The sequence below is a fragment of the Roseomonas sp. KE2513 genome (assembly GCF_016107305.1).
Classification (GTDB): Bacteria; Pseudomonadota; Alphaproteobacteria; order Acetobacterales; family Acetobacteraceae; genus Roseomonas.
The window spans coordinates 1-23,576 of sequence record NZ_RCVR01000056.1 but is presented as its reverse complement, the minus strand read 5'-3'; the positions used below and the strand labels follow the sequence as shown (position 1 = coordinate 23,576).

23 protein-coding genes are annotated in these 23,576 nt (G+C 65.0%); 7 read left to right on the top strand and 16 right to left on the bottom strand.

Annotated elements, in window-relative coordinates; all coding sequences use genetic code 11:
* From D9599_RS27645 to D9599_RS27630, 4 genes are all read left to right on the top strand, one after another.
* The coding region (locus D9599_RS27645) for a recombinase family protein (RefSeq protein WP_198384515.1) at positions 1 to 1,074 on the top strand (1,074 nt) is incomplete at its 5' end.
* Positions 1,071 to 1,475 carry a hypothetical protein gene (locus tag D9599_RS27640; RefSeq protein WP_198384514.1) on the top strand — a complete coding sequence of 135 codons (405 nt, stop codon included), beginning with the start codon at positions 1,071 to 1,073 and terminating at the stop codon, positions 1,473 to 1,475. The genes D9599_RS27645 and D9599_RS27640, both read left to right, overlap by 4 nt.
* 25 nt (positions 1,476 to 1,500) lie before the next feature.
* Positions 1,501 to 2,061 (top strand): DNA-3-methyladenine glycosylase, encoded by a 561-nt coding sequence (locus D9599_RS27635; RefSeq protein ID WP_198384513.1) that lies wholly within the window; start codon positions 1,501 to 1,503, stop codon positions 2,059 to 2,061.
* 225 nt (positions 2,062 to 2,286) lie between these two features.
* Positions 2,287 to 2,880, top strand: a complete 594-nt coding sequence (locus D9599_RS27630; protein ID WP_198384512.1) for a 2-hydroxychromene-2-carboxylate isomerase — start codon at positions 2,287 to 2,289, stop codon at positions 2,878 to 2,880.
* Positions 2,881 to 2,909: 29 nt separating this feature from the next.
* Here the strand turns inward: D9599_RS27630 and D9599_RS27625 are convergent, their stop codons facing one another.
* The 6 genes from D9599_RS27625 to D9599_RS27600 form a co-directional block, all read right to left on the bottom strand.
* A complete protein-coding gene (locus D9599_RS27625; protein WP_198384511.1) occupies positions 2,910 to 3,449 on the bottom strand; it encodes an alpha-ketoglutarate-dependent dioxygenase AlkB in 540 nt (179 codons plus the stop codon).
* A 168-nt stretch (positions 3,450 to 3,617) separates the two neighbouring features.
* On the bottom strand, positions 3,618 to 4,133 hold the full coding sequence (locus D9599_RS32565) for a lysophospholipid acyltransferase family protein (RefSeq protein ID WP_375373086.1): 516 nt from the start codon (positions 4,131 to 4,133) through the stop codon (positions 3,618 to 3,620).
* Positions 4,134 to 4,570: 437 nt separating this feature from the next.
* The gene (gene hflX / locus D9599_RS27615) at positions 4,571 to 5,923 is read right to left on the bottom strand and encodes a GTPase HflX (RefSeq protein ID WP_198384509.1); all 1,353 of its coding nucleotides are present in this window, start codon (positions 5,921 to 5,923) and stop codon (positions 4,571 to 4,573) included.
* 1,138 nt (positions 5,924 to 7,061) lie between these two features.
* A complete protein-coding gene (locus D9599_RS27610) occupies positions 7,062 to 7,820 on the bottom strand; it encodes an alpha/beta hydrolase (protein WP_198384508.1) in 759 nt (252 codons plus the stop codon).
* Positions 7,821 to 7,881: 61 nt separating this feature from the next.
* Entirely contained in the window at positions 7,882 to 8,178 is a 297-nt protein-coding gene (locus tag D9599_RS27605; protein WP_198384507.1) for a putative quinol monooxygenase, read from the bottom strand.
* 71 nt (positions 8,179 to 8,249) lie between these two features.
* Entirely contained in the window at positions 8,250 to 9,050 is an 801-nt protein-coding gene (locus D9599_RS27600; protein WP_198384506.1) for a type 1 glutamine amidotransferase domain-containing protein, read from the bottom strand.
* Positions 9,051 to 9,165: 115 nt separating this feature from the next.
* Here D9599_RS27600 and D9599_RS27595 point away from each other — a divergent pair, with 115 nt between their 5' ends.
* Positions 9,166 to 10,074 (top strand): LysR substrate-binding domain-containing protein, encoded by a 909-nt coding sequence (locus D9599_RS27595; RefSeq protein WP_198384505.1) that lies wholly within the window; start codon positions 9,166 to 9,168, stop codon positions 10,072 to 10,074.
* 241 nt (positions 10,075 to 10,315) lie between these two features.
* On the opposite strand, the gene D9599_RS27590 is transcribed toward D9599_RS27595, so the two are convergent.
* Positions 10,316 to 10,486, bottom strand: a complete 171-nt coding sequence (locus D9599_RS27590; protein ID WP_198384504.1) for a hypothetical protein — start codon at positions 10,484 to 10,486, stop codon at positions 10,316 to 10,318.
* A 245-nt stretch (positions 10,487 to 10,731) separates the two neighbouring features.
* Here D9599_RS27590 and D9599_RS27585 point away from each other — a divergent pair, with 245 nt between their 5' ends.
* Together D9599_RS27585 and D9599_RS27580 are read left to right on the top strand one after the other, a co-directional pair.
* Positions 10,732 to 11,373: a tyrosine-type recombinase/integrase gene (locus tag D9599_RS27585; protein WP_198384503.1), complete on the top strand. Its 642-nt coding sequence runs from the start codon at positions 10,732 to 10,734 to the stop codon at positions 11,371 to 11,373.
* A gap of 263 nt (positions 11,374 to 11,636) precedes the next feature.
* Positions 11,637 to 12,482, top strand: coding sequence for an ion transporter (locus D9599_RS27580; RefSeq protein ID WP_232481002.1), 846 nt, complete (start codon positions 11,637 to 11,639; stop codon positions 12,480 to 12,482).
* A gap of 408 nt (positions 12,483 to 12,890) precedes the next feature.
* Here D9599_RS27580 and D9599_RS27575 read toward each other — a convergent pair whose 3' ends face one another.
* The 9 genes from D9599_RS27575 to D9599_RS27535 all read right to left on the bottom strand — a co-directional run bounded on the left by D9599_RS27575 (position 12,891) and on the right by D9599_RS27535 (position 22,950).
* On the bottom strand, positions 12,891 to 13,520 hold the full coding sequence (locus D9599_RS27575) for a hypothetical protein (RefSeq protein ID WP_198384502.1): 630 nt from the start codon (positions 13,518 to 13,520) through the stop codon (positions 12,891 to 12,893).
* Between the two features lie 458 nt (positions 13,521 to 13,978).
* On the bottom strand, positions 13,979 to 14,296 hold the full coding sequence (locus D9599_RS27570; protein ID WP_232481001.1) for a hypothetical protein: 318 nt from the start codon (positions 14,294 to 14,296) through the stop codon (positions 13,979 to 13,981).
* A gap of 336 nt (positions 14,297 to 14,632) precedes the next feature.
* On the bottom strand, positions 14,633 to 15,385 hold the full coding sequence (locus D9599_RS27565; protein WP_198384500.1) for a hypothetical protein: 753 nt from the start codon (positions 15,383 to 15,385) through the stop codon (positions 14,633 to 14,635).
* Between the two features lie 744 nt (positions 15,386 to 16,129).
* Positions 16,130 to 17,572: an amidohydrolase family protein gene (locus D9599_RS27560; RefSeq protein ID WP_255531691.1), complete on the bottom strand. Its 1,443-nt coding sequence runs from the start codon at positions 17,570 to 17,572 to the stop codon at positions 16,130 to 16,132.
* Positions 17,541 to 18,917, bottom strand: coding sequence for an amidohydrolase family protein (locus D9599_RS27555; RefSeq protein ID WP_198384498.1), 1,377 nt, complete (start codon positions 18,915 to 18,917; stop codon positions 17,541 to 17,543). Before D9599_RS27555 ends, D9599_RS27560 begins: the two co-directional genes overlap by 32 nt.
* Before the next feature lie 5 nt (positions 18,918 to 18,922).
* The gene (locus D9599_RS27550) at positions 18,923 to 20,296 is read right to left on the bottom strand and encodes an amidohydrolase family protein (RefSeq protein WP_198384497.1); all 1,374 of its coding nucleotides are present in this window, start codon (positions 20,294 to 20,296) and stop codon (positions 18,923 to 18,925) included.
* Between the two features lie 20 nt (positions 20,297 to 20,316).
* Complete coding sequence (locus D9599_RS27545; RefSeq protein ID WP_198384496.1) at positions 20,317 to 21,141, bottom strand: ABC transporter permease; 825 nt, start codon at positions 21,139 to 21,141, stop codon at positions 20,317 to 20,319.
* Position 21,142: 1 nt separating this feature from the next.
* Complete coding sequence (locus D9599_RS27540; RefSeq protein ID WP_198384495.1) at positions 21,143 to 21,955, bottom strand: ABC transporter ATP-binding protein; 813 nt, start codon at positions 21,953 to 21,955, stop codon at positions 21,143 to 21,145.
* Complete coding sequence (locus tag D9599_RS27535) at positions 21,955 to 22,950, bottom strand: ABC transporter substrate-binding protein (protein WP_198384494.1); 996 nt, start codon at positions 22,948 to 22,950, stop codon at positions 21,955 to 21,957. Before D9599_RS27535 ends, D9599_RS27540 begins: the two co-directional genes overlap by 1 nt.
* Positions 22,951 to 23,576: the final 626 nt, after the last annotated feature.

Here is a 23,576-nt window from a genome sequence, read left to right as displayed (position 1 = left end):
GTCTACAAGATTGACCGCCTTTCTCGCGCGCTGATGGACTTCTCCAAGCTCGTCGAGACCTTCGAGGCGCACAGGGTGACGTTTGTCTCCATCACCCAGTCCTTCAACACCACCACCTCTATGGGCCGGCTGACCCTGAACATCCTGCTCAGCTTCGCCCAGTTCGAGCGGGAGGTGATCGGCGAGCGGATCCGCGACAAGTTCGCCGCCTCGCGCGCCAGGGGCATGTGGATGGGCGGGCACGTGCCGCTTGGCTACGAGGTCAAGGACAGGAAGCTTCTGGTCAACGAGGCGGAGGCCAGGACCGTCCGGCGGGTGTTCACCACCTTCCTGGACACCGGATCCGGCACCGAGACCGCTCGGCTGCTCCAGGCGGAGGGGCTGACCAGCCGGTCGGGGCGGCTGCTGGACAAGGGCGACGTCTACAAGCTGCTGAACAACCGGACCTATGTCGGCGAGGCGGCGCACAAGGGGAAGGTCTATCCGGGGGAGCACCAGCCCATCATCGAGCGGGCGCTCTGGGAGGGGGTGCACGCCCTCCTCAGGGAGAGCCCGCACACCCGCGGCAACGGCGCGCGCAACCAGACGCCGGCGCTGCTGAAGGGGCTGCTGTTCGGCACCGATGGCCGGGCGCTCTCGCCAACGCACACGCGGCGCCGGGGGCGGCTGTACCGGTACTACGTCTCGCAGGCGGCGCTGAAGGGCACCGGCGCTGCCGAACGGATCGATCCCACCCTCGTCCGGCGCATCTCGGCTGCCGAGATCGAGGCGGCGGTAGTCGGGCAGGTCCGCGCCCTGCTCCGCCAGCCCGAGATCATTGTGGGCACCTGGTCGGCGGCACGGGCCAGCAACCCCGACCTGACCGAGGGCGAGACGCGGGACGCGCTGCACCAGCTTGAGCCGCTCTGGGACAAGCTGTTCCCGGCGGAGCAGGCGCGGATCGTGCGGCTGCTCGTCGAGCGGATGACGGTGTCCAGCACGGCGGCAGACATCCGGCTCCGAGTGGAGGGGCTGGCAAGTCTGGTGCGGGATCTCGGCACGGGCAGGGCGACGATGCTGGAGGCAGCGGAATGAGCGCCTCTACCAGCCTTACGGTCCAGGTGCCGCTCAGCATTCGGCGCCGGCCCGGGCGGAAGACGGTCGTGACACCGGAAGGGGCGAGCCTGACCGTCCCCACCTCTGCGATCTCGACCGGAGCCGACCCTACCCTGGTGAAGGCATTGGCGCGTGCCTTCCGGTACCAGCGCCTGCTGGATGAGGGGCAGTACGCCTCCATCACCGAGATGGCGGAGGCAGAGAAGCTGGACCGCGGCTACATGGGGCGGCTGCTACAGTTGACTCTGCTGGCACCAGATTTGATCGAGATGCTCCTCAATGGGAGCGCCGGCTTCTACCCTGGCCTGCCGAGCCTTATGGAACCGCTGCCTTCAGCGTGGCTGGCGCAGCGGCTGGCAGTCCTTCCGCCCGCCAACTAATGCTTGATCGAGACATGGAGCTAGCTTGGCACCCTTCCCCCGCGCCTTCTTTACTCGTCGTGCAGCCGATGTTGCGAAGGACTTGATTGGGGCCACCCTGCTGGTGGACAGGGTCGGAGGCGTGATCGTCGAAACCGAAGCGTACGATCACGAGGACCCAGCGTCTCATAGCTACGTTGGGCGAACGGTCCGGAATGCCTCGATGTTCGGTCCGCCTGGCCACGCTTACGTCTATCGCTCTTACGGGCTTCACTGGTGTCTCAACTTCGTTTGCGGGGCGGAGCCGCTTGGCAGTGCGGTGCTCATCAGGGCGCTGGAACCAGCTGTTGGGATTGACCTGATGCGGCAGCGGCGAGGGGATGTTGGGCTGCGGCTACTCTGCAGCGGCCCCGGTCGCCTCACCCAGGCTCTGGGTGTGACTGGCACCCTTGATGGTCAACCCTTGGATCAGCCTCCCTTTTCTGTCCTTCCTTGCGCAGCCGAGGTGCCAGTCGTCAGTGGCCCATGCATTGGGATAACACGCGGGACGGAGACGCCCTGGCGTTTTGGCTCGGCCGTTTCAGTCTTCCTGAGCCGGCGCTTCTAGCGGCGGACTTTGGCTGCAGCTCAGAAAAGGTGGTGGCCGCTTTAAGCCCTGACGGCCGAAATGCTGGATTGCGCTTGCATGGCGCGGTTGCTGTAGCTGGCCCTGCTTCCAGTGCGCTCCGCGAAATCAGCCCTGTGTAGGAGTCGGATGCGGAGCCTGGACCTTTCAGGCCGGGTACCCATAGTGGCGCTCAGGATTGATGGCGGAGAGACGATGAGTTTGCATGTGGACTACTACGCCTCGCTGAACTCGCCTTGGACTCATCTGGGCGCCGCGCGGCTGGAGGGGGTGGTTGCACGCCATGGAGCAACCCTTCGCATCTACCCCGTCGACTTTGGAACGATCTTCCCGGCATCAGGCGGACTACCGCTGCCGAAGCGGTCGCCGCAGCGGCAGGCCTACCGCTTGCAGGAGCTGGAGCGCTGGCGGGCGCACCTTGGGATTCCGATTCAGCTCCAGCCTCGGTTCTTCCCGGCCGCAGAGAAGCTGCCCGCGGGTTGCGTGATCGCTGCGCGCGAAACGCTTGGGGACCAGCCGGCCATCGCCCTCGCGCATCGTGTGCTGAGGGCACTTTGGGAGGAGGAGCGTAACACCGGCGACCAGGACGTGCTCGCAGCGCTTATTGAGGAGATCGGCCTCGACGCGGTGTCTTTGCTGGCACTGGGAGCGGAAGAGAGGTGGGCGGAGCAGCGGGCTCGCGACACCCAAACCGCCCTCGAACGGGGGGTGTTCGGCGCACCAAGCTACGTGGTTGGGGAGGATATCTATTGGGGTCAGGATCGCCTGAACTTCCTCGATCGCCGACTGGCGCTCGGGTGACGTCAGAATGCGGACTGGCGCAGCGCGGCTCACCCCCACACGGCACGCATCGTCCTGAAGGTGACCGAGTAGCGCAGGCTGCTGACGGCGGGGATACTGTGCTCCCATTTAGTCCTTGATGGCCCGGCGAGGAGATAAGCCGATCGTGGCTCCAGGGTGAGCGATGCTCGTTCCCAGCCCGAGCCCGTGTCGCGTCTCAGGCGAAAGATGCAGGGCGAGAGAAGTGACACACCGACCACCTCCTCGAAGACCGGCTTGTCCCTGTGCCAGCCGATAGCGGCCCCGGCGGCGTACTCGGTGACGAGGACCTGCTGCAAGCCAGCAGGGGCCAGCTCAGCAAAGGACGCTACACGCTCCCGCAGAGGGAGCAGGAAGGACGGGATCGCCTCGGTGCTTATCAGGCGCTCCCGGCTGAAGTCGTACTTTGAGCCATAGGAGACGATCCGCCGCTTGCCGACATACTCCCGGAACTCGAACGCGGCGAATGGCAGTTCAGCGAAACGCCTGACGAGCTCCCGCTCCTGATCGGGCGGGATCAAATCCGGTTGGTACCGGAAGCCCTCGGGCAAGGAGGGCTCGAGGCCGAAAAGGCCGGGCTGGACGGGCCTCATGCTCTCGCAGAAAGGCAGCTGGCCGGCGCGAGTTGCGCCATACCCAAACGGCACAGCCCAAGCGCGTCGCGAAAACCTGGACGGGAAGATCGAGGGACAGCCACTCTACTGTTCTGCGGCCGGACGTCAAGGTGCTCTTCCTGCAGTGCAGCGAACCACCGCCTCATCCATGGTGGTGTTCAGCGAAGCCGCAAGCTCGTGGGCCAGGATGCTCGGTTCTCCGCCATCCGGTACAACAGGCATTCCAACCACGGCAGTGCAGCGTGCAAAGGGCAATGGAAAAATCATCCGATCCCAGGAGCTGAGACGGCGGCTCGGAATGGCATAGGCTCCGCAGGGCACGATCGGCACGCGGGCTATTGTGGCCAGTCGGATCGCCCCTTCAGAGAACACACGCCGCGGCCCACGAGGTCCGTCAGGCACCATCACAGCCACGGAGCCCGCTCGAAGGCCATGCAGCATCCTCCGCGCTGCCTCACGTCCCCCACGCGACGAGCTACCTGCAACCGGCGTAAGGCCGTAATCCTTCAGAGCCGAAGTTATCAGTGCGCCGTCCCGGCTGCGGGATACCAGGACAAGTCCTTCTTTACGGTCGATCTCTGGCCCCAGTGTCACCCAGAACCGAGCCCAGGCGCTTGGCATCATGGGAAGGCATTCGTGCCAGAATGCCATGATGAAGCCCTCTGGTTGTTTGGCTAGCGCGCGAAGCGGTTCCGCGCCGTGCAGATCCCAGCGTGTCGTGCGGGCGCATAGATCGAGGTACCAGCCGACGGCCTGCCAGAGCAGGGGGCTCTTGCCGATTGATTTCAGTGCGAGGGAGAAAAGGCTTTTTGGACGCTTCGCTTTCAAGCGCGGAACGGCATGTACGAGGGAAATTGGAGTAGCTTGATCGTCAAAATAGGCAACCTCAAACAGGCTCTCAGAGCCGTCACGTCATGCGACCTACATGCTCACAAGCAACGCAAGCCGTCGATCTGTAAATAGCAGACCATTGACGATCGACTGCTTCGGCGCTTTGTGCCGTCATCAAGCTTCGCGTGAGAGGTTGTCTGCCCGTGACCGGAGGCACTTGCCATAGCTCAGGTTGCAGCAAGGCTTCGTCGTAGGCGCGTGATAGCGCCCGGCAGGCCGCGCACCTTCAGCACCCGGCCAGTCTCATCATACTCCTCGGACAGAACCCGCGCGCTTTCATATACGTCACCGATCAGTCCTTGCTTCGCATAGGGCAGCACCAGCACATCCTCCACCATCTCTGCCTCGAAGAAGGCAATAATGGTGTCCCGCAGAGCGCTCACCTCCTCAGGCACGTGGGCAGAGAGCGCGATCGCTTGTGGATGCTTCTCCAGCAGCGCGGCGCGCTCGGCGGCGTTCACTCGGTCCATCTTGTTCAGCACCAAGCGAGATGGCACCGCGTCCGCCCCGATCTCGCGCAGCACGCTGCGGCTCACCTCTAACTGCGCCTCATAGGTCGGGTCTGAGGCGTCGACCACGTAGAGCAGCAGCGAGGCTTCAAGCGCCTCCGTCAGAGTGGAGCGGAACGAAGCGACGAGGTCGTGCGGCAGCTGCTTGATGAATCCGACCGTGTCGGAGACCAGCACACGGGGCCGGGTCTCCGGCTGCAGGATGCGGACTGTGGTGTCGAGCGTGGCGAAGAGCTTGTCCTCGACCAGCACTTGGCTGCCGGTCAGCGCCCGCATGAGGGAGGACTTCCCGGCGTTGGTGTAGCCGACTAGTGCCACCCGCAGCTGGTCGCGCCGGGCGGACCGGCGCTGGTCGCTGTCGCGCTGCACGGCTTCCAGCTGGTCCTTCAACTCCGAAATCCGGTCCCGGATCTTGCGGCGGTCGAGGTCGAGATTGCTCTCGCCCGCGCCCGGACCCTGCTGCCGCCCGCCACCGCCGGAGGACTCCCGCAGGCGTGGCGCCACGTACTTCAGCCGCGCCATCTCCACCTGCAGCTTCGCCTCGCGGGTGTTGGCATGGCGGTGAAAGATTTCAACGATGACGCCGGTGCGGTCCAACACCTGGGCACCGGTCGCCCGTTCCAGGTTGCGGATCTGGCTGGGTGAGAGCTCGTGGTCGACGATGACGAACTCGGGTTTGCGGGTGAGGTCCTGGTCAAGCTCGGCCGGGTCGGCAGGCGCGGACGTGCCTTCGAAACGCTGCCGCGCCTTTGACCTCGGGGGCGGTGCCATCGAGCTGACCACCCCGGTTCCACCCGTGAGCGCCGCCAGCTCCGCCAGCTTGCCGCTGCCCAGAAGCGATCCGGCGCCGGTGCCCTCACGCCGCTGCGACACCGTGCCGATCACCTCGTAGCCAAGCGTCTTGACCAAGCGTCCTAGCTCTTGAAGGCTTGCCTCGTGCGCAATGTCATCGACGTCGGGCGTCTGGATGCCAACAAGGATGGCGAGCGGAATGGGCGGCTTGGTCTCCATGGCGGCGAGGTAACACGGATCAAGTCGAAGCTCGAAATCTTTGCTCGTCCGAGTCAGCTCGGCCTTGCAGCCAGGACGCCTTAACTCCGTCCGGCCCGAGAGTAGGGCTCTACCCGTATTCGCCGCATCCCCTTAGCCAAGTGGAGGCGAGGTGGCCGAACAGGTCCAGGCCCTCTTGCGGCAACCTGATATCATCGTGGGCACCTGGGCTGCGGCACGGGCGAGCGACCCGGGATTGATCGAAGTCGAGACACGTGACCCCTTGAACCAGCTGGAGCCGCTCTGGGATCCGCTATTCCCCGTCGGGCAGGCCAGAATGGTACGGCTGCTGGTAGAGCGGTTGACGGTATCCAGTACGGGAGCGGACATCCACCTCCGAATGGAGGGGCTGGCCAGCCTCGTGCGGGATCTGGGTGTGAGCCGGTCGGCGGTACTGGAGGCCGCGGGACGAGCACGTCCGCGAGCCTCACGATTCAGGTGCCGCTCAGCATCCGGCGCCGACCGGGGCGAAGGACGGTGGTCACGCCGTAAGGGGCGAGCCCAGCCGAGCCTACCTCAAAGATCTCGACCCACGCTGATCCTGCGTTGGTAAAGGCGATGGCACGATCATTGCGGTATCATCGCTTGCTGGATGAGGGGCAGTACGCCTCGATTACCGAGATGCGTAGGCGGCAAAGCTGGGCCGCGGCTACATGGGGCGGCCGCTGCAGCTGACGCTCCTATCGCCGGAAATCTTAGAGGCAGTGCTGGATGGGCGGCAATCCGAGCAGCTCAACCTGTCGTCATTGCTGAAGCCACTCCCATCGCGCTGAGAGCAACAGAGCGTCGTACGTAGCTGAAATGGGCGCCGCAAACCTCGCGGCTGCCCGGTCAGGGCCGCTTTGCGCCCTTCTCAGGCATCAGAGCATGGAGCTTCACTTCTCCAAAGCGGACGTCAGCTGGCCCACGTCGCACCTTGGCCTGCGGCGCACGTTCATATCCGCCGTCCTCAAGCCGGAGTGGTCCTCGTCGCCTCAGGATGTGAAATGGGCGCCAGGGTCGCGATCGTTGACCCTGGCGCAGAGGCCAAGAAGGCAGCCCAGAAGCCTTGTAGCGCAGGGCGGATCGCGATCGCGTTCACGTCGGCCTCTGCTATGTGCTAGCGGGTCGCGTCACCTGCGCCTTCGATGAATGCCGCGACCTCTTGCGGATGCGACATCATCACGGCGTGACTGCTCCTGATCTCCTGCGTCCTGCTGCCGGCGCGCCTGGCCATCGCGCGTTGAGCAGTCGGCGGTACCATGCGGTCCTCCGTCGTGATCATGAAGGAGCTGGGCTTCGACTTCCACGCGGCCTGGGTGACGACGCCGCCCACGGCGTTCAGCCCCCACGGCACCTGCGCCACCGCCATGAATGCGGTCGTCGAGGCGTCGACGTCAGCGGCGAACGCGGCCGGAAACTTGGCAGGATCGACAATCAGGAAGCCGTCCTCGGGTGGCAGGAGCGGCGCGTGCGGTTCACCCGGGGGCGGGTTCTCGGCCAGCTTGGCCACCGACTCGCCGACATCCGGCGCAAAGGCCGCGAGGTAAACCAGGCTGCGGACCTTTGGATCGTTGCCGGCCTCGGTGATGACCGAGCCACCATAGGAGTGACCCACCAGGACGACGGGGTGCTTAGCCTTTGCAATGGCCCGTCGGGTGACAGCCACATCGTCCTGCAGCGTAATCGTGGGGTTCTGGACAACCAGGACCTCGTAGCCGTCCTTTGTCAGGATGTCGTACACGGCCCTCCAACCTGAAGCGTCCACGAAGGCGCCGTGAACCAGCACGACGGAGACCGTCTTCTCTGCGGCTCGCGCCGGGAGAATGGGCGCAACGGCGGCTGAAAGGGCGAGGAGGCCGAAAGCTCTACGTTCCATAATGGGGGTTCTCCTTGGAAATCTAGGCCTGAGTTGAGCGAGGTGAGATTACGTGGCTGGGTCAGGCCACGTTGGCGGGATCGAGCACGAAAGCGGTCCGCTCCGCGAGGCCGTTGATGACCGACAGGTAATTCTGGAAGTGTGGGGTCGCACGGTGGGCCTCCACTGCTTCGCCATCGGCATAAAGCTCATCGAGAACGAACCGGGCGGGGTCGGCTTGATCCTGCCAGAGGTCGTAGCGCAGGTTGCCAGGCTTCGCGCGGCTCGCGGCAGTCATCCCGTCCAGCAGCGCACGCAGCTCCGCGGCTTTCCCGGCCCGGGCGGCGAGGATCGCCATGATCTTCACGTGGTTGGCCATGGTGCTGTTCCCTTTTCGATGGGCCGGTTCGGCGGGACGCGGGCGAAGCGCCCCGCCGGTCATGCGCGTTCTCACGCTGCCGCAAGCACGCGGTCGAGCGCCTCGATCAGCCTGGCAGCAAGCTGATGATCCGAGCTCGGGTTCTGACCGGTGATCAGCTCGCGATCGACCACCACGTTGGGCGCGAAGTCCACGGGATTGACGCTCACCTTGCCACCCGCGGCCTGCAGGGCCTCAGGCATATCGAAGTACAGCTTGCCGTGCAGGAGCGCGTCCTCGGCAATCCTTTCCTCGCTGGCCGAGAAGACGGTCATCCGGTAGCCCGCATAGGCCCAGCCCTGGGCGCATCCGGCCGCCTTCGCCTTGTCCCCGGCGATCAGCGCGGCGCGGAACTCGCGGGCACGCGGTATCGCTGCAGCGAGGGCGACCGGGCCGTGGCAGAGCAGCGCCGTCGGCTTTCCGGCCTCATGGAAGTGCCGGAGGATCGTGCCGAGATCGGCGTCCTGCATCAGGTCCACCACAGGCGCATGGCCGCCGGGCACGAAAAGGCCGGCGAAGCGGTCCAGCCCGTCCTCGACCACAGAGCGCAGCGTGCGCACCTCGTTCATCGAGGGGTCGTCGGCGTAGAAGCGCCGGGCGCGCGCATAGGCGGTCTCGTCGCCTCCGAAATGCTGCGCGGAGTCCGAGGCCTCGTCGATATGCGGCCTGGTTCTGTCCGGGGTGGCGAGCACGACGTCGTAGCCAGCCTCGATCAGCGCCATCGCGGGCACGACCGTCTCGTTGAGGTACTGCCCGATCGCGGCCAAGCCGCCACCCCGCAACTCGATCCGTGTGGCGTTGGAACCGGCCACAAGCACTGTACCCTTGGTCATCTGAACCTCCGTTGCGCGACCCGCGTCTGCTGCGGACGGGCAGAATTTGGCTCAGAACGAGATATTCCAGAACTTTATCTTCTTGATTTCAGATATTGCCTCCGCATTATAAGTCGTGCGCTACGACCTTAACCTCCTGCCGATCTTCATCGCCCTCATGGAGGAGCGCAGCGTCACGCGCGCCGCGGAGCGGCTGGGCATGACGCAGCCGGCGCTGTCGAACGCGCTCTCACGCCTGCGGGTTATGCTGCGCGACCAACTGTTCATCCGCGAGCGCTACGGCATCCAGCCGACCGCGGTGGCCCTGGAATTGGCGCCCGGCATCGCCGAGGCAGTGGCGAGGCTAGATGACGCCGTGCTCGGCCAGCAGGACTTCAATCCCGCCAGGGCCGAGCGGCTTCTGACTATCGCGCCCAATGGCTATGTCGAGTTCGTGCTGGTGCCCGCGGTTGTTGCGCGGCTGCAGCAGGTGGCTCCCGGCATCAGGCTGCGCCTGACCCCCTACAGCAATGACCTGGTCGAGACCGGCATCACCTCCGGCACCACCGCGCTGGTGCTCGGCCGCATTGTCGATCCGCCCGACAACCTCGTCGTGCAGCATCTCATGGATGAGCGGCTTGCCTGCGTGGTGCGGGCGGACCACCCCGAGATCGGCGAGACCCTGACCCGCGAGGGATTCGAGCGGCTCAGGCACGTCAACGTGGTTCCGCCTGGCCGGATGCGGGCAGGGCTGTTCCAGGCCCTGGCGGAGCAGCGGCTCCGGCGCGAGGTCGCCATCTCCGTCACGAACTTCTTCGCGGTCGCGGAGATGGTCGCCGTCACCGACTACTGCGCGACCCTGCCGGAGCTGATCTGCCGCAGGCTGGCGCACGACACTCGGCTGAAGGTCCTGCCGTCGCCCGTCGATCTCGGGACCTTTCCGGTCGAGATGGCTTGGCATGTGCGGTACCGCCACGATCCGGCGCACCGATGGCTGAGGTCGCTCATCGCCGAAGTCGCGGAGTTGGTTGCTTCGCCACCCTGACAGTCAGGCAAGCCATCAGTGCCACACTCGGGAGCGCGTGGGTGGCGCCCGGCCGGTTGCCGTTGATAGATCCAAAGCTGGGCAGCAGGCGCCTGGTGCGTCTGACCTCGGGCTGATCGCGGGCTGCCTCTTGGCGCTTCATCCTGCGGCAGCCTTTCTGATCAGGAGCAGGCGACATCAGTCGTCTCTGTTGCGGCCCTCTCCCAATAACGGACTGTTCTCCGGGTGAGCAGGGACGCCGTTACGTCGGACGGCGCGCTCTGGCTGATAGGACTGGTAAAGCCGTCATGAGGACAGTCAGAATCAGCATCGCCCATGCCGCCGTGTAGCCGAGATAGTCCACGACCATGCCGAAGGCGAATGGGCCGAGGGCAATCATCCCCATGCAGAGCGTGGTCGTCAGGGTCACCATGGAGGCAACAGAGCTCCTGCACGCGGAGCTTTCCGATCGTTGTGAAGGGATCCGCAGTTTTCGGAGAGCAGGTCTGGAAACTCAGCTTCCGATCTGTGTAGGGTCGGAACCGTCAGAGAAGGCCAATCATCGAACGGCTGCTTCTCCGAATACGTCATCACGAAACGGCCATTCTGCTAACGCCCAGCTCCGCTCGTCGGCGCCCTTTATCCTGAGCCGCAGTCCTGCGGCTCAGGAGACGTGATGTGCAAAGCCACCATCCGGATGTTCCGCTCCCACATACGCGCTCTGTCGTATCCTGGAACAGGGGGCGCTTCATTGGTCCCAAGCCGCCCCTCAAGCCGAAGCAGGTCTGGGCTGTCCGCCTTCACCTCCAGCGAGAGAAACGGCTTCGCGACTTGGCCCTGTTCGACCTGGCAATCGACAGCAAGCTCAGGGGCTGCGACTTGGTCCGGCTGACGATCGGCCAACTGGTCGTGAACGGCACTACGCGCCACCGCGCGACCGTTATCCAACAAAAGACCGAGCAGCCGGTCCAGTTTGAACTGACCGACCAAACGCGTGATAGCGTGCTGGCGTGGCTGGAACTCCGTGGCGGCACACTGGGTGACTACGTCTTCCCGAGCCGATCCAGGAAGGGCCAGCACCTCAGCACACGCCAGTACGCCCGCCTCGTGGGCGAATGGGTCGAGGCGATCGGGCTTGGCCGGTCAGCCTACGGCACCCACAGCCTGCGCCGGACCAAGATTGCTCTCATCTACAAGCGCACCGGCAATTTGCGGGCTGTGCAGATCCTGCTCGGCCATACGAAGCTGGAGAGCACGGTGTGGTACCTCGGCGATGATGCCGAGGATGCCCTTACTCTGTCCGAGGCCACGAAGATCTGACTACCTCCGCGAGGTCCATCCCAGCGGCTCGGGGCGGCACCCATCCCGAGCCGCCCAGGAAGACTCGTGAGACTGGAGAGCGCCCATGTTGGACGTCCGCGCGTCGGCGTCGAGTTCTCGAAAGCGGACCTAAGCCCGAGAGGCAGATCTGTCCTGGATATCCAGGAAAAGGCGCCCCTTGCGCTTTGATGCACGACCTGGGATGCCTCGCGGCCATCATTAATGAATTGTAATTGGAGGGGAAGGCTTTGCAGGAAGCTATCTTGACGCAGGATCTCGCGCCAACTCTGCGCGCGCGTGTAGCCCGACTGGTGACCTCCGCCAGGTTCCAGCACGCCGTAACGGCCCTTATCCTCCTCAACGCCGTTACTCTAGGGCTGGAGACCTCGGCCACGGCCATGGCTGGCCTCGGCCCGGCCCTGGAGTTCATCGACAGCTTCCTGCTCCTGCTATTCACAGCCGAGCTGGCCCTGCGGATCTTCGCCTTCCGCAGCCGCTTCTTCCGCGACCCCTGGGGCATCTTCGACCTAGTCGTGATCGGCATCGCCTGGGCTCCCTCAGGCGGAGATCTGTCCGTCCTCCGGTCCCTGCGCGTGCTCAGGGTCCTACGCCTTCTCTCGGTCGTCCCGTCCCTGCGGAATGTGGTCGGGGCCATGCTGGCTGCGCTGCCGGGAATGGGCAGCATCGTCCTGCTAATGGGTCTGATGTTTTACGTCTCAGGCGTAATGGCGACCAAGCTGTTCGGCGAGAGCATGCCAGAGAAGTTCGGGACCCTGGGCGACTCTGTCTTTACCCTGTTCCAGCTCATGACGCTGGAGGGATGGGTCGAGGACATCGTGAAGCCCGCCATGGAGAACCATCCGTGGGCCCTGCTGTTCTTCATCCCCTTTATCGTCATCTCCACCTTCGTCGTGCTGAACCTCTTCCTCGGGGTCATCGTCGAGAGCATCCAGACGCTTCGGGAGACACGCGAGAGCGCCGACGCTGAGGCGGCCCAGGCCGCCACGGATGCCGCTGCTTCCGCCGCCCACGCCGACAGCCAGATGCTCTTATCGGAGGTGCGTGCCCTTCGGGAGGAGATCGCCGGGTTGCGGGCTAAGAGGGGCTAGGACCGTGGTGGGCACAGGTCTCGCCCGCGCCCAATGGATCCCTGCGCGAAAACTTCGTCCAGTCTCGCGAAAGGGGAGTTTGAGCGACATGGACCGGGCTTTTAGTCCGGCCCTGTTCCTAGTCGTGCGCAGGGAGTGCAGAGGTAAGGATAACGGCCCCGCGCGCCATCGAACCGCGCGCCGACGCCAGCTTTTCGACATCGTCGTCCCAGGAGCGGACTGGCAGCTATCGGCCAGAAGTTGCCGAAGCCGGGCATGATTTGGCGAGAGCGAATTTTGTTCCCTGATCGGCGTTATTCGCCAGTATGCCGGCTCCCTTCGGCTGAGTGGACGCACATCGTGCGGCTGCTGCTCGAGCGGGTCGTGGCGTTGATCCGTGAGCGCGGACAGCGTCAGTTGTGGGTGATCTCAGGTGGCCGTCGCAATGACGACGGCCCTTCCCGCCACAACCCGGGTGGGATGAGGAACGATTGAACCACCTTTCTCGCGGATGAGGGCGATGACGCGTTCGTTCGACTGATCTGCGTTCTCGCGGGTGTCGAAGAGCACGACGATAGCGGCGCGCGTCCGAGCAGGGTCGCCCCAGGCGGCGTAGAAGCCCCGGAAGCCGGGCGAGCCGCTCTGTGCAGGGATAGAGATCTCCCGCGTGAACTGCTCCGCTTTGTCGGGCTCGCTGATGTTCTCGAATTTGCGGATGAGCACATAGAGCTGATTGCCATCGTCGCCGAGGTGGGGTTCACCGCCTCCGGGCCCCGCCTGGATGGCGACCGGTCCTGCAAACACCTCCGGCGGGTCTGGTAGCAGGTCCAACAGGTTGGACTGCACCCATGTTCGGGCCTCGTCGTTTGCGCGGGCCGCCTGCCCCTCGTTGTCAAAGAGGCTCATGGAGACGCCATCTCCAGCCTCGCTGGCAAAGGTGCAGTACCCCTTGAAGCCGGGTGATCGCTTCAGGATAGGCACCAGCCCTGCCTCGATACGGGGAGCGGCCTCGTGCACCCGCGGCCCCGCGTCGGCGTAGCGTCTAAGGGTGAGGTACATGACCGTCCTCCCTTTATTCGACTGGCTTCCACCAAGCCTGCGACTAGGCTGCCGGACATGTCAAAGGAAAGCTGCATTGGAGCTGAGCATGTCGAGGTGCTGATCAGACGCCCGTGCGGACATCGTCCGGCCAATTGGCTGGCCTCTTCGACAGGTTGCTGAGGTCAGGGCGCGGCGTTGTGGTGCCAGGGCGGCCGACGCGACAGCCCATGAAGTTGAAGGCCTGAGCCGGGTAGGGCGCCAGGCGACTGCTAACCGGGCTGTCACCCAATCCTTGCTTGAACTGAGAAACAAAGTCACTGCTCACCTGCAGGCAGGTGGTGACTTTTTGTCTCGCAGCAGACGGTCGTGCTCATTGACGTAAGCGGCGCCGAGCCCAGGCATTTGGCTTATAGCCAACCGAAGCATTGCACGTGTCGCTCGGTTAGGCGCGGCGGCTGCGGCGTCCGCAAGTTCTCTCACTTTCTCAGTTCGGCGACACCAAGCTCCTGCCACATCCACGCGAAATCGTACTCGCCGATGGGATCGCCGTCTGGGCGCTTGGATGAGTGGTTCTCGAGCGTCTTGAGCCAGTTCACCACCTTCTCCCGTCCTTTGGCAGTGCGGGCAGCTTTGCGCGGCGAGACGTTGCCCAGCACTGGGATGGGCTGGTCGAGAACCTGGCGGTGGTGCTCCTCCAGCTGCTGCTGAAGGATGGCTCGTACTTCTTCGGGTGGCAGGTCCAGGGGAGGGGGCCGCTCCCCGCTTGCCCTCTGCTCCTCCAGCAGCTGCTCCAAGTCCTGCCGCTCGACCAGCGGCGACCGGACCAAGCCCTGTAAGCAGGCTCCAGCAGCGCGCGGCCACGCTCGGACCGCGCTTCGGAGTTGACCGAGAGGATCACCTTGCGGCCAGAGATCTCGACGGTGCCGAGCGCCACGGCGCCGCCCTCCATCGTGGTGATCAACTGCACGCCGGCCGACTTCCGCGGGACACGCTTGGGCGGCTTGGGGGAGGGGGCAAGCCAGTTCCAGAAGCGCGAACCGGCCCGGTCCAGGGCCGGATACCAGCCAGGGCGGCGCGCACGGCGGTCAGCGTCACGCCGGGGCACGGCGGAAAGTGCAGGGTGACGAACCTCAGCGGATCGCCGTGGCTGTTCGCCACCTCCGGTGGCCCGTTGTTGAACTCTGCTCGTAATACGGCGGCAAGCCAGAGGTTGGCAAGGCGAAGGCCGTGCGGCCGAGCAAAAGCCCTGGGGTGAGCGCCGCGTCGGCTGCAGTCACGGGAACGCTCCGGCCGACTTCCCGCGCGACCTTCGCCACCAGACTTCCAGCCTTACTCCGGACGCGCCGCAGCGAGGCTAGCAGCTGCTCGCTTGTCTCTTGGTCATAGGGGAGGAGGGTGCCGCTGATTGCCGCGCCGCCTCGCTGCGGGATCACCCGTGTGGCGACCCGGTCCCACTGACGCAGGCTGCGGGTCCCGGCCTTCTCCAGCACGCGCACAGGGTCGGAGGAGCGGACGAGGTCTCGCAGTACCATCGACTCGCCTGGGACGACCTCGCTGACTTCGTAGAGGCTGATCACCGAGTGCCTGAGCGCGGCGATGTACTCCTGGGTGGCGACGGGCTCCTTCCAGCCGCGGCGCTTGAGGTACTCGTCGGCCAGATTGCGCCCATGCGGCAGGTCCGAAGCGAGCAGATCCTCGAAGGCGGCACCCCAGATCACCCCCTGGTCCACGTCGTCGAGGAGGTCCCAAAGGTCTTCGATCTCCAGATCGGAACCTGTGCACGCATGGGCGACATGCCGGACAAGAGCTTCGGCCATGACTTCGCGCCACTCCGGGCGCCGGGTCCAGGCGATCAGGCCGTCGAGCTTGTGGGTGACAGGCACACCAGAGCCTCAGGCAGAGGGTTCTCGGGGCCGCAGAGAATGGGCGATGCAGCGGACTGTGAACAAGCCCGCATCGCCGTTGTTCAGCGGTCGCCCGTCTTGCGGTTGCTCTGCGTCGCCATGCTCACGCCGCCTTGCTTACCGCTGGCGTTGTGACCGCCGCCCGCGCGTGCGTCCTTGGCATTCGGCTTACCGCCGGTCGCATTCTTACCGCCCTGAGGTGCGCGGCTGGCGGGAGGAAGGGGAGGGAGGTTTGCCACGGTGATGCCTCGTGAATGCGGTGGATGTGAAAGGCGTAGTGAACGAGGCGACGTAGCCGTGCTCATACGTTCCGATAGCGAGGTGAAGGCTCGGGCGAGAAGCGCAGGTTTGAGCTGTGACAGCAATCGCCTGGGCGACAGCAACACCAACTTCAGACAAGGCCGGAGAGCAAATATCAAATGATTACAAGGCGCTAAACCTTGTAGACTAAATCGCCCAAGTCCCAAGCTTCGGAGACAATGGCCTCTCCGGAGAGAGAAAACGGCGCTCGTTCCGCACTCGAAGTATCAAGCTATGCGCGGAAACTGAGGCCAGAACACACGGAGAAGCGCGATCCAACCTGCCAGAGAAAAATTGTCTCGTGGAAAGTTGGAGCAGGGAGAGGAACCCAGCGCAAACATTCTCTGGGTTGAAGAATGTTAGCCTGCCAGTGAGCTCCCAGTCCGACTTGTCCGCCTCCTGTCGTAGGAGATTTTCAGCAGGTCACGTATGCATCGTTCTGGACGATGGCTGGTCAGGTTGTAGTCTCCACTGGTTAGTTGAGGCCGCCTCGCGCACTAATCGTGCTACGGACGCCTGCAGGTCTCGGCCGCGTTGGGTACGCAAGGTTTGATCATCCAGCAGCGCGCCACCACTCTTGCGTAGTACGCCATCCACCAGCACGGCGTCCACGTTTCCAGAATGGGCCTGCTCAACAACAGCCAGAATTGGATCATGAACCGGGAGTAGATTAAGGTCGTCAGCGCGCAGCATAATGATATCCGCCTTAGCGCCTGGGGCGATCTTGCCGATCCGGCCTTCCATGCCCAATGCTCGGGCTCCCGCCTCGGTCGCCCAGCGCAGAGCATCGCGCGAGCGTAGAGGTATACTTGGCGGCGTCTCCCGTGCTTCCACCAGCGCCTCATGTCGCGCATGTAGGAGCGCTGTCTGCATTTCTCGCCAAAAGTCGCCGCTTACCATCGCCTCAACGTCGATCCCAGTTGAGGGAAGTCCGCCCGCCTGGATCACGCGCCATGTCGCAGGATGGCCGGGATAGTCGTGTAACTCGTTGCTGTTGGTCGTGGTGATGGAGGCGCCAGTTTCGACCAGACGGGCGATCTCGATCACACTGAGGCGGTTGCAATGTACGAGATTGTGGGACGGTCCGAGCAGCCCGAGCGCCGCCAACCGGTCATAACCGTCTGGAACCTGCCCCTCGGCATGGGCGCGGGTGACATGAGAGGAGGAGATCAGGCCGAAGTCCCGCGCCAAGCGGAAGTTCGCCAGCGTCGTGTCCCAGTCGGACCAATGCGGTCCAGCAATGCCGAGCGCCATCGTGACACGCGCCTGGTCGTCGCCCAGCCGCCCGCGGCGAAGGGAGGAAACCCAATCTCGCGGCAGTTGCCGGGCGCCAGGGCGCTCCCCACCCCTTTCCGGTGCTTCGATTCCACGACCAAGCGCGAAGACCGCGCGGATGCCGCTTTCCTCCAGTGCGTCGATGGAGCGCTCGGCCTGCTCCAGGCTGCGGATGTTGTGGCAGTAGTCGAAGAGCGTCGTCACGCCCTGGTTGAGCTGGTTGAGCGCGCCGAAATAGGTGCCGAGGAAATTGTCCTCCGGCGTGAAGCGGGTGGAGGCGTTGCCGTATAGGTGGCGAAAATAGCCAGCCGCCGACCATTCCGACCCAACGGCGCGGAACCCAGCCTGGAAGGTGTGAAGGTGCATGTTAACCAGCCCAGGCATGACGATCATGCGGCTGGCGTCGATGACCGCCTCTGCCGTGGCGTGCAGTCGGTGGCCGACGGCGGCGATGCGGTCGCCCTCGACGAGAATCTCCGAGTCCCGCACTGCGCCCGCAGCACCATCCATCGTGATCAGCCACCCGCAGCGGATAAGGCGCCGCGGCGGCCGGGACGGCTCAGGCCGCACGGGGAACGTAGCCGGCCTCATCCATCAGGCGCTGCGCCGAGGCGGCCAACCCCGCCTTGCGCTGGCGAAGGACCGCCTCAGGGAAGGTGAGATGTCCGCCCCGCTTGCGGACCACGCCATCGATCAGGACCGTGTCCACATTCCCCGCATGGGCCTGCTCCACGATGCTGACGAGCGGATCCCAGACGGGAAACAGGTTCAGGTCCTCCGCGCGCAGCAGCACGATGTCCGCGCGCTTGCCCGGTGTCAGGCTGCCCGTCCGGTCCTCAATGCCCATGGCCTTGGCCCCGCCGATCGTTGCCCAGGCCAGCGCCTCACGGGAGCCAATGGGGATCTCCTGGATCGGCGGGAGGCCACGGACCTCGTTCTCCCGGTGGGCGCCGTTCTGGGCGGCGAGGAGGGCGGCCTGCATCTCCCGGAACATCTCACCGCTTACGCGCGGCTCCACGTCCACGCCGATGGAGGGCAAGCCACCGAGGTTCCGCACGCGGCGGCAGAGCGGCTCACCCGCATAGCCGCGTAGTTCAGTCTGTACTGTCGCCGTCACGGAGATCCCGGCATCGACAATGCGCTTCAGCTCCTCGCCGCCCAGGTAGTTGCCGTGGACGATGCAGTGGTCCTCACCCAGCACCCCTTCCTCGATCAGCCGAACATAGCCGTCGGGCACGACCGCGAGATGCGGCCGCTTCGTGGCATGGGAGGAGGCGCGTAGGCCGAGGGAGCGGGCCAGGGCCACGTTCTGGCGCGTTGGCTCCAGCTCCGCCCAGTGCGGACCGGCGACTCCCAGAGCCATCGTGACCAGCGCGTCGTCGGAGGAGAGGCGCTGACGACGGATTGCCTCCACCCTTTCCCGCGGGTTGATCCGCCGCTCGAAGGGCTCCAGCGCTTCGCGCTCCGGCGGCAGCTTCCCGGCGCCGAGGGCGAAGACGGCGCGGATGCCGCTCTCCTCCAACGCATCGATGGAGCGCTCCGCCTGCTCCAACGAGGTAATATTGTGGCAGTAGTCCAGCAGGCTCGTGCAGCCGCCATCAATCTGGTTCAGCGCGCCGATCAGGTTGGCGACGTAGTTGTCCTCCGGCGTGTAACGTGTGGCCATGTCGCCGTGCAGGTACTTGAAGTAATCGCCGTGGCCCCAATTGGAGCCGATCGAGCGCAGCCCTGTCTCCCAGGTGTGGAGATGGGCGTTGATCAGGCCGGGCATGGCGATCATGCCCGTACCATCGATGGTCTCGTCCACCGTAGCTTCCAGCCCTTGGCCGATCGCGGCGATCCGTCCATCCTCGACCAGGATGTCGGCCCTGCGGAGGTCGCCCACCCGCGGGTCCATGGAGACGAGCCAGCCCGTGCGGACGAGGATGCGCGGCACGGCGGTCAGCCCGGTGTCACGGAGAAGTCGGCGGCGCGCATCACCCGCTCCGCGGAGGCGACGAGCTGGGCCTTGCGCTGGGCGAGCAGGGCCGGGTCCAGCAGCAGCTTGCCGCCCCGCTTGCGGAAGGTGCCGCCGATCATCACGCTGTCCACGTTGCCGGCATTCGCCTGCTCCACGATGGAGAAGACAGGGTCCCAAACCGGAAAGAGGTTCAGGTCGTCTGCCCGGAGCATGACCAGGTCGGCCTTCTTGCCCGGGGACAGAGTTCCGACCTTGTCCTCCAGCCCGATGGCGCGGGCATTCCCGACGGTGGACCAGGCCAGGGCTTCCCGGGATTTCACGGGCATCGAGGGGAAGGGTGCACCGCCGGCCGCCGCGTTGTCTCGGTGCATCTCCCAGCGCACATGGAGAAGCGCGGCCTGCATCTCGCGGAACATCTCGCCGCTGACAATGGGCTCTACGTCGATGCCAAGGGAGGGCATGCCGCCGAGCCGCCGCACGCGGCTGGTGACGGGCTCCCGCGCGTGCCCATGCAGTTCGACCAGCACCGTTGCCGTCACGCTCGCGCCCGTGTCGAGCACGGCCTTCAGCTCGGCGTCGTCGAGGTAGTTGGCGTGGACGACGTTGTGGTCCGGCCCCAGCAGCCCTTGCTCGATCAGCTTCATGTAGCCGTCCGGCGCCACCCAGCCTGAGCGCGGCTTGGTGGCGTGAGAGGTGGAAAGGAGGCCGTATTCGCGGGCGAGCCGCAGGTCTTGCTCCGCCACCTCCTGCGTACCCCAATGGGGACCGAGGATGGCGAGTGCGAGCGTGACGAGCTGGTCCTTGGAGGCAAAGCGGGACTTTAATAGGCTCTCCACCCGGTCTTGCGGGTGGGGGATATGGGTGTAGGGCGTACCGCCGGGCGGGGTCGGGGGCTTGGCCGTCCCATGAGCGAAGACGGCGCGGATGCCGCTCTCTACCAGCCCGTCCACCGAGCGCTCCGCCATCTCCAGCGAGTTGAGATTGTGGCACCAGTCTAGGATGGTGGTTACCCCGGTATCGATCTGGTTCCAGCTTCCCACCAGATTGGCAATGTAGTTGTCCTCGGGCCCGTAGCGGGTGGCGAGATTACCGTGCAGGTTCTTATGGTAATCGGGGCCGAGCCATTCGGAGCCGATGGCGCGCAACCCGCACTGCCAGGTGTGGATGTGCGCGTCGATCAGCCCGGGCATGACGATCATGCCGGAGGCGTCCACCACCTCGTCCGCCGTGACGCCGAGCGAGGGGCCGATGGCCTTGACCGTATCTCCCTCGACGAGGATCTCGGCATTCCGCAGATCGCCGATCGCCGGGTCCATGGTGACGACCCAGCCACACCTGATCACGCTTCGCTTCACGTCGTTCCTCCCGTCCGGCCCTAGCGCGTGCGCCAGCGGCTGACGATGTTATCCAGCCGCTGCTGGATCTTGGTGAGGGTGAGGCCGATGGCGGCGAGCAGGAGGAGGATGGCGAAAACCTCGCCCGTCTCCAGGATCTGCCCGGCCGCAAAGAGCTTGGCGCCCAGGCCATAGCGCGCCGTCTGCATCTCTGCCGCCACGACCATGATGATGCCGATGCCGAGCGCGATGCGAAGGCCGGCGAAGATGGAGGGCACCGCGGCCGGCAGCACGATCTTCCGCTGGATCTGCATCGGCGTGGCGCCCAGATCCCTCGCGGCCAGAACCAGCCCTTCGTCCACCTGTCGCACGCCGTAAATGGTGTTCACCAGGACGGGAAAGACGCAGCCCAGCGCGCAGAGCACCACCAGGAACAGCTCCCCGCTGCCGAGCCAGATGACGAGCAGCGGGATGAGAGAAATCTTGGGCACGGGGTAGAGGGTGGCCACGAAGATGTCTGCAATGGCGTAGATGCGCCGCGAGGTGCCCATCAGGATCCCGATCCCGATACCCACCACGGAAGCGAGCAGGAAGCCGCCGAAGATGCGCGTCAGGGTCAGGACCATATCATAGAGGAGGCCCTTGCTGGCGAACTGCTCGGCCAACGTCCTCAGGACGACAGAGGGGCGCGGCAGGAACAGCTCCGGGATGCCGGAGAAGGATACGCCGAGCTCCCATCCAAGCAGGAAGACCAGCATGGCGGCCGGGCCGTACCACCAGGTCTCGTCCTTGAAGCGCGGGATCTTCGGAGGGCTGTCGACGTCGCCGGTATCGTTGATCGTCGCTTGGGAGGATGTCTGGGCCATGTCAGCTCATCATCGCCTTGCGGACCTCGTCCCGAAGGAGTCCGTAGATCTCGTTGAACAGCTCGCCGGAGCGCGGGGAGCTCTGCATTTCGAAGCTGCGCGGGCGAGGCAGATCGACCGGGATCGTGGCGGCCACGCGGCCGGGCCGTGCCGTCATTACCAGCACCTGGTCGCCGAGGAAGATGGCCTCCTCGATCGAGTGGGTGACGAGGATGATGGTCTTGCCGCTGCTCTCCACCACCGCGCTCATCTGCTCCTGCAGGTAGAGCTTGGTCTGGGCGTCCAGCGCGCCGAAGGGCTCGTCAAGGAAGAGGATCTCCGGCGACATCACCAAGCCGCGCGCCAGCCCCACACGCTGGCGCATGCCGCCGGAAAGCTGGGCAGGATAATGATTCTCGAAGCCCGCTAACTCCACGGAGCGGATCGCGGCCGCCGCTTTCTCCTCTCGCTCCGCGCGCCCTACTCCCGCCAACTCCAGCCCGAAAGCCACGTTGTCCAGCACGGTCCGCCAGGGCAGGAGGTTGAAGGCCTGCCAGACCGTGGACATGCGCGGTGGCGGGCCTGGGCGCCGCTCCGGTCCATAGAGGAACTGCACGTCCCCGTCGGAGGCCTTCATCAGGCCGCGCAGGATGAGAAGGAGCGTGGACTTGCCGCACCCGCTCGGCCCGACGATGGCCGTCACCTTGCCTGCGGGGAATTCGAAGGAGATGTCGGACAAGGCGGTCGTACCCCGCCCTGTCCTGCTGGCCCAGCGGTGTGTGAGATGCTCGATGGAAACGGCGGCGAAGTTTTCGCCGGCAAGCGCGGCACTCATCAGATGAATGGATTGCTGTCGTCGAGACGCTTCTTGGCCTCGGTAAGGGCGCGCAGGTCGAACATCCGGTCCTCCGGCACGGTCCGCGCCAGGAGGTCCGTCTTCTGGTTCCAAAAGCGCTGCTGCTCGAAGACGGACTGCTGGTAGGGCTGACCGTCCAACGACATCTCTGTCCAGCGCGGCCGGCTATCGTCAATCACCTTCGGCGCGAGGTTCGTGCCTTTGGCAATGATCTCGATGATCTCCGGCGTGCCGTTGCGTGCCGCCTCCATGTATTCCCTTCGTGCCTGAAGCATGGCCATGCCGAAGCGCACCGCCACGTTGTGGCGCTCGTTCAGGAACCTCTCACTCGCGGCTGAGCAGGCGAGGACGAAGTTGGGCGCGATCTCGTCGCTCCAGGTGCCGACTTTCCCGATGCCTTGGTTCTGCGCGATGTAGGCGCCCGGCAGGGGTACGTTGGCGAGGCCCACCCGGCCCTGGCTCATGAGCGAGAGGCCGGTCGGCGGTGACATGCCCCAGCGCCAGTCCACGTCATTCACCGAGAGCCCCGCCCGTTCCAGCCCAACCGTGTGCAGGTAATGGGCCACGCTGCCGCGCGAGGAGATGGCGATGGTCTGCCCCTTCACCAGCCTGTAGCCGTCCTGGTTGCGGAAGCCGCGGTCGTAGAGCTCGTTGCTGACCATAATTGCGTTGGAGCCCATGCCTGGCGCCTCCCGGCCGGCTTCCATGAACAGGCGGATGCCTGCACCCTTGGACATGAGATTGAACAGCCCCGCGCTCATCGTCGCGCCGGTGATGTCCAACTCTCCCGCCACGAGGGAGGGCATGGAAAGGCTGCCGTCCACGTGCACGGTTGGCACGACGTCCAGGTTGAGCTTGCGGAAGTATCCCTTGGCCTCGGCAATCAGATAGGGACCATTGGAGATGTAGGGCGCGACACCAATGCGGATGCGTGTCGGATCGGTGAAGCCGGATTGCGCACGCAGAGACAGCATTGGGAATGCTCCCGCGAGCAAGCCGCTGCTGGAAGCCAACATCGCCTTGCGGCGACCGATCCTGAAAAGCTCCATCCCCAGGCTCCTGCAATCGGTTGCATCGTGAGCTATGCATTTCCGAATTGTCAACTTGCATTAATGTTTCCATCAGGAGGAATGGTGCGCCTGAAGTTGCGCACTGCAGGCAGCTGTCGTCGCTGGGCGGGCGCGCGTGGCCCGTGGGATGGGCTCCGGTAACACAAGTGAGCCGGTCGCATGGGCTTCGCTGCTCTGGCCTCTAACGAATGGATTGGGTGCCTGGTCAATCCTCTGGGCCCCTGCCGGCGCAGCGGCGGCGAGGAGCGCGAGTAGCAGAGGCAGGATCTGCAGGACGTGCGGTTCACTCCCAGTCTGACCGTCGCCCTTCTGCGCCTCGGCCCTAGCTAACGAAAGTCTCGGCTCGAGGGCGGCTTCACCCGTTCCCTGCGCGAGCCCGGCTCCGGCACCGTACGTTATTCGCACGCCCGAGCAGCCGATCTCATCCCGCCTTAGCGCCGGCTATCTGTCCTAATCTGTCCAACAGGTCGGAGCGGTCGATGAGCTTGCGGGCGACGAGGTGCGGGATCGGCGTTCCGGCGTGCTCATTT

Excerpts from the sequence above, each read along its gene's own strand:
- D9599_RS27640 (WP_198384514.1), top strand. The coding sequence starts at position 1,071 with ATGAGCGCCTCTACCAGCCTTACGGTCCAGGTGCCGCTCAGCATTCGG.
- D9599_RS32565 (WP_375373086.1), bottom strand. The coding sequence starts at position 4,133 with ATGCCAAGCGCCTGGGCTCGGTTCTGGGTGACACTGGGGCCAGAGATC.
- hflX (WP_198384509.1), bottom strand. The coding sequence starts at position 5,923 with ATGGAGACCAAGCCGCCCATTCCGCTCGCCATCCTTGTTGGCATCCAG.
- D9599_RS27610 (WP_198384508.1), bottom strand. The coding sequence starts at position 7,820 with ATGGAACGTAGAGCTTTCGGCCTCCTCGCCCTTTCAGCCGCCGTTGCG.
- D9599_RS27605 (WP_198384507.1), bottom strand. The coding sequence starts at position 8,178 with ATGGCCAACCACGTGAAGATCATGGCGATCCTCGCCGCCCGGGCCGGG.
- D9599_RS27600 (WP_198384506.1), bottom strand. The coding sequence starts at position 9,050 with ATGACCAAGGGTACAGTGCTTGTGGCCGGTTCCAACGCCACACGGATC.
- D9599_RS27590 (WP_198384504.1), bottom strand. The coding sequence starts at position 10,486 with ATGGTGACCCTGACGACCACGCTCTGCATGGGGATGATTGCCCTCGGC.
- D9599_RS27575 (WP_198384502.1), bottom strand. The coding sequence starts at position 13,520 with ATGTACCTCACCCTTAGACGCTACGCCGACGCGGGGCCGCGGGTGCAC.
- D9599_RS27560 (WP_255531691.1), bottom strand. The coding sequence starts at position 17,572 with ATGAGGCCGGCTACGTTCCCCGTGCGGCCTGAGCCGTCCCGGCCGCCG.
- D9599_RS27545 (WP_198384496.1), bottom strand. The coding sequence starts at position 21,141 with ATGGCCCAGACATCCTCCCAAGCGACGATCAACGATACCGGCGACGTC.
- D9599_RS27540 (WP_198384495.1), bottom strand. The coding sequence starts at position 21,955 with ATGAGTGCCGCGCTTGCCGGCGAAAACTTCGCCGCCGTTTCCATCGAG.
- D9599_RS27535 (WP_198384494.1), bottom strand. The coding sequence starts at position 22,950 with ATGCTGTCTCTGCGTGCGCAATCCGGCTTCACCGATCCGACACGCATC.